The organism is Winslowiella iniecta (assembly GCF_001267535.1).
GTDB classification, from domain to species: Bacteria; Pseudomonadota; Gammaproteobacteria; order Enterobacterales; family Enterobacteriaceae; genus Erwinia; species Erwinia iniecta.
In genome coordinates this window covers 1-6163 of record NZ_JRXE01000025.1, presented here as the reverse complement: position 1 = coordinate 6163, position 6163 = coordinate 1, and the positions used below count along the sequence as shown (strand labels likewise).

The following is a 6163-nucleotide window of genomic DNA, read 5'->3' as shown; positions in this document are numbered from 1 at the left end:
GCCGCACCCATAAAGATATAAGAGGCTGACGGGCTGCCGGTCGCGCCGTTGAGATAGCCGACAAACCACGAGCCGGTAAATGAACCAAGTGCGCCCATACTGTTGATCAGTGCCATTGCGCCACCGGAAACATTACGCGGCAGCATTTCCGGAATGATGGCGAAGAACGGGCCATAAGGCGCATACATCGCCGCTCCGGCAACTACCAGCAGCGCGTAGGACAGCCAGAAATTTCCCGGACCGACCAGATAGGAGCCTAAAAAGGCCAGCGCGCCAATCAACAGCAGCGGCCAGACAAACAGTTTGCGGTTCTGTAACTTATCCGACGCCCATGAAACAACAATCATCGCGATGGTGGCGGCCAGATAAGGCACCGCAGAAAGCCAGCCTGCTTCTACCATACCCATTTGTGTACCGTTGCGCAGTATTGATGGCAGCCACAGCACGAATCCATAAACCCCGATGCTCCAGGCGAAATACTGCATACACAACAGGATCACATTGCGTGATTTAAACGCCTCACGGTAGTTCGGTACCGCTTTAATGCTCTCCTGCTCTTTCTTCAGCTCGGCTTGCAGCGCGGCTTTCTCATCCTCGCTCAGCCATTTGGCCTGTGCCGGTTTGTCCTGCACCAAAAACCACCAGGCGATAGCCCAAATGACCGCCGGGAAGCCTTCGATGATAAACATTTCACGCCAGCCGAAGGATTCAATCAGATAACCCGACACCACCGACATCCACAGCACCGTGACCGGATTACCGAGGATCAGGAAGGTATTGGCACGCGATCGCTCGGATTTGGTAAACCAGTTGCTGATATAAATCAGCATGGCGGGCATCACCGCCGCTTCCACCACGCCGAGAATAAAGCGAATCGCCGCCAGCATCGGTATATTACTGACAATGCCGGTCAGTGACGCACAGCCACCCCAGAGGATCAGACACCAGAAAATCAGCTTTTTGACGCTGCGGCGTTCTGCATAAATCGCGCCGGGGATCTGGAAGAAAAAATAGCCGAGGAAGAACAGCGCGCCCAGCAACGATGACATGCCTTTGGTAATGCCTAAATCGTCATTAATCCCTGCTGCTGAGGCGAAACTAAAGTTCGCCCGGTCCAGATACGCCAGACTGTAAGTGATAAACACGATGGGCATGATGTACCACCAGCGTTTAGGCGCGATCGTATGCTTTTTCATAATCTAATCCTCTGTTGAGGTGGCCGCATTCTGGTCCGCTTAGGATCGATGCGATTTTGTTTTATTGCAGGGCAGTGCCGATCAGCGCGACGCTAAAAGTCGCCGAGTTCAGCGCGCGTCGGTAGCCCTTCGCTGTCGCCAATCACCTGAATCGCCAGTGAGCCGATTTTATTACCGCGTTTGATCGCCTGCGGCAGCGACTTGCCTTCCAGTAACGCGCTGATTACGCCAACCGCAAAGCCATCGCCTGCGCCAACGGTATCTACCACGTTTTCCACTCGGATCGCCTCCACCTGGCCTTTCTCGCCGGTGGAGGTTTTGTACCAGGCACCGTCACAGCCGGTTTTGATAATCACCGCTTTGACGCCTTTATCGAGGTAAAAGTCAGCGATAGCTTCTGGCTGGCTGTAGCCGGTAAGCATTTTCCCCTCTTTTTCGCCGGGTAACACCCAGTCGGCATACTCCGCCAGCAGGTTTAACTGTTTGACCATCTCACGTTCGCTGGACCACAGCACCGGGCGCAGATTCGGGTCAAAAGAGATGGTTTTCCCCAGCGATCGCATCTCTTTCGCCGCATATTTCGACAGTTCCAGTGAACTGTCGGAAAGCGCGGCCGAGACGCCACTCAGGTGTAAATGGCGTGCGGCGCCAAAATAGTCGTGATTGAAGTCTTCAACCGAAAGGTGGCTGGCGGCCGAGCCTTTTCGGAAATATTCCACCAGCGGATCGGAGCCATCATCGACTTTTGATTTCAGTTGAAAACCAGTGGGGTAGCGGTTATCTGTCGTGACCTGGCGATGATCGACCTGCTCTTTATCCAGTTGCTGACAGGTAAAGCGGCCAAAGGAGTCGTCACCGACGCGGCTGACCCAGCCCACTTTCAGCCCCAGTCGCGCCAGACCAATCGCCACATTCAGTTCGGCACCGGCAATTCGCTTGATAAAGCTCTCGGCGGCGGCCAAATCGCCGGTTTCGCGGGCGACAAACATCGCCATCGCTTCGCCGATAGTGACCGCATCCAGCATGCCATTGCTATGGGTTGTCATCAGGATTACTCCTCTCGCAGCAGGTTAACGTAGTGGCGTGTAACGGCCACCAGGTCGTCACCTTCTCACGGAAATTCGATGCCGCGCGGAGCCGCCGCAGGCAACAGTTTAAGCAGCTCGCGCCAGAGATTATCGGCGTCGTCGAGCGCAATGGCGCGGAAAGTATCGTGATGAGGCGTGGCCGCCTTAACATGAATATAGCTGACGAAACGACCCAGACTGTTGGCCGCGACGCGCGGATCATCGCCGACCCACAGCCAGTTGCCCATATCAAAGGTCATGCTGTTTGGCATACGCGCGTCGGCGCAATCCTGGAAGAAATCTTCCAGCGCCTGCTGTTTGCCGCAGTCGGTCTGATCGTTTTCCACCACCACGTGCAGCGGATACGCCGCCAGCTGTTGATGCAGCGCGTGGCAGTCAAAACCGCGTGGGTAATGGCCTAATGAGAATTTCAGTAGCTGGGCGTTCAGTTGCCTGGCTTCAGCAACCCGCTGATCCAGCGCCGGATTAAGTGTGCCATCCGCCATAAACAGCGCTTCCGGCACCGAGTAGAAGGCGATCAGCTGATGCTGTGCAATCGCGCTTCCCAGTTCGGTTAACTGTTGCAGTTCGGTGTCGCTCAGCAGTTCACGGCGAATCTCAACGCCATCCGCGCCGGCTTCAGCAATAATCGGCAACAGCGCACGCTGCCCACCGAGAGCTTCAACCTGCTGATGACCATAAGCGGCGGTCACTACAATCACTTCTCTTTTCATCTTTCTCTCCGGGCCAGTCGCCTCGACGTTATAAAAACGTTAAATGGAACCGGTTCCAAAGCAAAGGAGCAGAGTGTGAAATTATGATCGCGCTCACGATGTGAGCAATTATTCGTGCGGGATTGTCTGAATTATGGCGGGCGAAAGTGGAGGGGGATGCATTCCCCCTGTGGATTATACTGGCAAGGTCGAGCCGCGTACCACCAGTTCACCGGAAAACATCTGCTCGCGGATCGGATCTTCGCTGCCTTCGATACGGCGAATCACCTGCTCCAGCGCGGTGTAGCCAAGTTGCCAGGTCGGCTGTTTTAACGTGGTGATGCCGACGCCCGCCAGTTCTGCCCACTCCAGCTCATCAAAGCCCAGCAGGCCGATATCTTTGCCCCAGTGTAAATTGAGACGCCGCAATGAACGTGCGACTTGCAGGGTCAGTGCACCATTGACCACCATTAAAGCGCAGCGATGGTATTGATGACGTTGATAAAAATCTTGCAGGATATTGTCGAGCTTCGCGCCCTGACTGAGCGCGACTTCTGCCTGCTCAGCGATCGCCTGCGGATGGCGCTGCGCAGTCGATTTGAACGCCTCTAAGCGTTCGAGGCGCGTATTGACCAGTCCCAGCGGTTCGCTGACAAATAAAATCGCCTGATAACCGTTAGCCAACAGGTGTTCAGTGGCGGCGGTGGCCGCTTCGGTATTATTAAGCCCGACCACATCGCAGGCGAAATCAGGGATTTTACGGTCGATCAGCACCATCGGCAGCAGCGACTGCTGCAACATGTTCAGCGCTTCTTCACGCATGCCGACGGCATTAACCACGATCCCTTCTACCTGATAGCTGCTGAGTAATTGCAGGTAGTGGCGCTCCTGGTCGACTTCATTATTGGTATTACACACCAGCAGAGTAAAGCCCTGCGCGCGGCAGGCGGCCTCAATCCCGGAAAGGACATCCACCGAATAGGGGTTAGTAATATCGGCGATAATCAGGCCAATCAGGCGGGTGCGGCCACGTTTCAGTCCGCGTGCCATCTGGCTGGGTCGGTAATCGAGACTGGCAATGGCCGTTTCGATGCGCTGTTTCAGATCGTCGGACAGCACGTGTTGTTCGCCGTTAAGATAACGCGAAACGCTGGTTTTTCCGGTATTTGCCGCTTTGGCGACATCGCTGATGGTGGCTCGTGCAGCCTTGCGCTTCATGGCTTTCCTTTGGCGTTCAGATTCAGCCAGAGACTAGCACAGCTTTTTTATCCGGCGTTAATCCTGCATCGGGCAGGGGCTGCACGCGCCCCTGCTGACGAGGGGATTACAGTGGGCTGAGGGTGATTTCCACACGGCGGTTTTGTGCTTTGCCGTCTTCAGTACTGTTACTGGCGATCGGATTATCCGGCCCCATCCCGCTGGTGCGAATGCGGTTAGCCGCCACCCCCTGGGTGATCAGCGAGCTGCCAACGCTGTCAGCACGCTGCTGCGACAGTTTCATATTCAGCGCACGGGTTCCGGTGCTGTCGGTATAGCCGATAATATTCACTGCGGTTTTTGGATACTCTTTCAGCACCATTGCCACGCCGGTCAGGGTATTGGCACCGGCCGGTTTCAGTGAGCTGCTGCTGGAGTCAAAGGTGACGTTGCTTGGCATATTCAGAATAATATTGTCACCGTTACGGGTGACGCTAACGCCAGTTCCTTTCATCTTGTCACGCAGTTTTGCTTCCTGCACATCCATATAGTATCCGGCACCACCGCCCAGAGCGGCTCCTGCTGCTGCGCCGATCAGTGCGCCTTTACCGCGATCTTTTTTGGAAGAAGAGAGTACGCCAACACCTGCGCCGAGGGCGGCACCCAGCCCGGCACCAATACCGGATTTACCGGCCTGTGATTCACCGGTGTAAGGGTTAGTGGTACAACCGGAAAGCGCGATAGTGCCGCTCAGTAACAAGGCGATAGTGATAATGTTTTTTTTCATGGGTTTTCCCTCAAATCGAATTCACAGATGTCAATGTCTGTACATCTATAAGCGGCACGATTATGCCGCTTAATTATGAGGAAAATACTTAAGGTTAAGTCTTAAAATGTAAAGTCTGGCGACTAAAGATTACGAGGATGGCAAAAACAGTCAATAACATGGTCATTTACCAGCCCACAGGCCTGCATAAATGCGTAACAGGTGGTCGATCCAACAAATTTAAAACCGCGCTTTTTTAATGCTTTTGACAACGCGTCGGAAACGGGGGTTTTGCTCTGTGCCTCTGCCAGGTTTTTTAGCTGATTAACCTGCGGCTGATTGTCGACAAAGCTCCAGATAAAACGCGAAAAATTTTCGCCCCGGGCTTCCATTGCCAGCAGCGCACGCGCATTAGCGATAATGGCTGAAAGTTTACCGCGATGACGAATCAGACCGCTGTCCTGCATCAGGTGATCGACCTCTTTTTCGCCCATCAGCGCCACTGCCTGCGGATCGAAGTTATGGAAAGCGCGCCGGTAGTTCTCACGCTTTTTCAGCACCGTAATCCATGACAGCCCCGCCTGTTGTCCTTCCAGACAGATCATTTCAAACAACGCGTTACCGTCGTTTTGCGGGATACCCCACTCCCGATCGTGATAGGCAATATAGAGCGGATCTTGTGTTACCCAGCCGCATCGCTGCATGACTAAACTCCTTATCAATAGAGGCGCAAAATGTGTTGTTTTTATCCCTGAACTGCTGCTTAATCGGTCAATAGTTACTCAATGGAATGAGATTGCACCTTAGCTCATTAATAATACAAACACTTCGCCAATTTGGCTCTTTTTCGGAGTGGTTATGATGCTGCAAAAAAGACAGCGCAAAGGTCGCCGTTTATCCGCTGGAGCGGTGATGGTGACAGGGATTTTGTTACATCCGCTGGCGGCAAACGCCTGGGATCAGTTATATGTCTTTGGCGATAGTCTGAGTGATAGCGGAAATAATGGCCGTTATACCTGGGATGGCAGTTCACATCCGCTTTATGACGATATTCTGGCGGCAAAGATTAATCAGGTGCTGAACCCCTCAAAACAGGGCGGCACTAATTTCGCGGCGGGTGGCGCGGTGGCAGTACCGGCACTCAACCCACAAGATAATACTCAGGATCAGGTACAAAACTATCTCGCCGCCAACGGCGGGCGTGCTGATGCCGATGGCCTGTAT

At 53.9% G+C, this 6163-nt stretch carries 6 protein-coding genes and 1 pseudogene; 1 reads left to right on the top strand and 6 read right to left on the bottom strand.

All coding sequences use genetic code 11. The features are described from left to right. The 6 genes from NG42_RS16585 to NG42_RS16560 all read right to left on the bottom strand — a co-directional run. Nucleotides 1–1196 (bottom strand): MFS transporter (locus NG42_RS16585; RefSeq protein WP_052901213.1); only part of this gene is annotated, 1196 nt, incomplete at its 3' end. A gap of 92 nt (nucleotides 1197–1288) precedes the next feature. Then, on the bottom strand, nucleotides 1289–2242 hold the full coding sequence (locus tag NG42_RS16580) for a sugar kinase (protein ID WP_052901041.1): 954 nt from the start codon (nucleotides 2240–2242) through the stop codon (nucleotides 1289–1291). Between the two features lie 65 nt (nucleotides 2243–2307). Then, nucleotides 2308–2997, bottom strand: a complete 690-nt coding sequence (locus NG42_RS16575) for a sugar phosphate isomerase/epimerase family protein (protein ID WP_053115828.1) — start codon at nucleotides 2995–2997, stop codon at nucleotides 2308–2310. Between the two features lie 174 nt (nucleotides 2998–3171). Then, a complete protein-coding gene (locus NG42_RS16570; protein WP_052901038.1) occupies nucleotides 3172–4194 on the bottom strand; it encodes a LacI family DNA-binding transcriptional regulator in 1023 nt (340 codons plus the stop codon). Nucleotides 4195–4300: 106 nt separating this feature from the next. Beyond that, the gene (locus tag NG42_RS16565; RefSeq protein WP_052901036.1) at nucleotides 4301–4960 is read right to left on the bottom strand and encodes an OmpA family lipoprotein; all 660 of its coding nucleotides are present in this window, start codon (nucleotides 4958–4960) and stop codon (nucleotides 4301–4303) included. 122 nt (nucleotides 4961–5082) lie between these two features. Then, entirely contained in the window at nucleotides 5083–5643 is a 561-nt protein-coding gene (locus NG42_RS16560; protein ID WP_052901033.1) for a DNA-3-methyladenine glycosylase I, read from the bottom strand. Nucleotides 5644–5851: 208 nt separating this feature from the next. Between NG42_RS16560 and NG42_RS16555 the strand changes: the two are divergent. Further along, nucleotides 5852–6163 (top strand): annotated as a pseudogene (locus NG42_RS16555) (autotransporter domain-containing esterase); the annotation flags it as partial.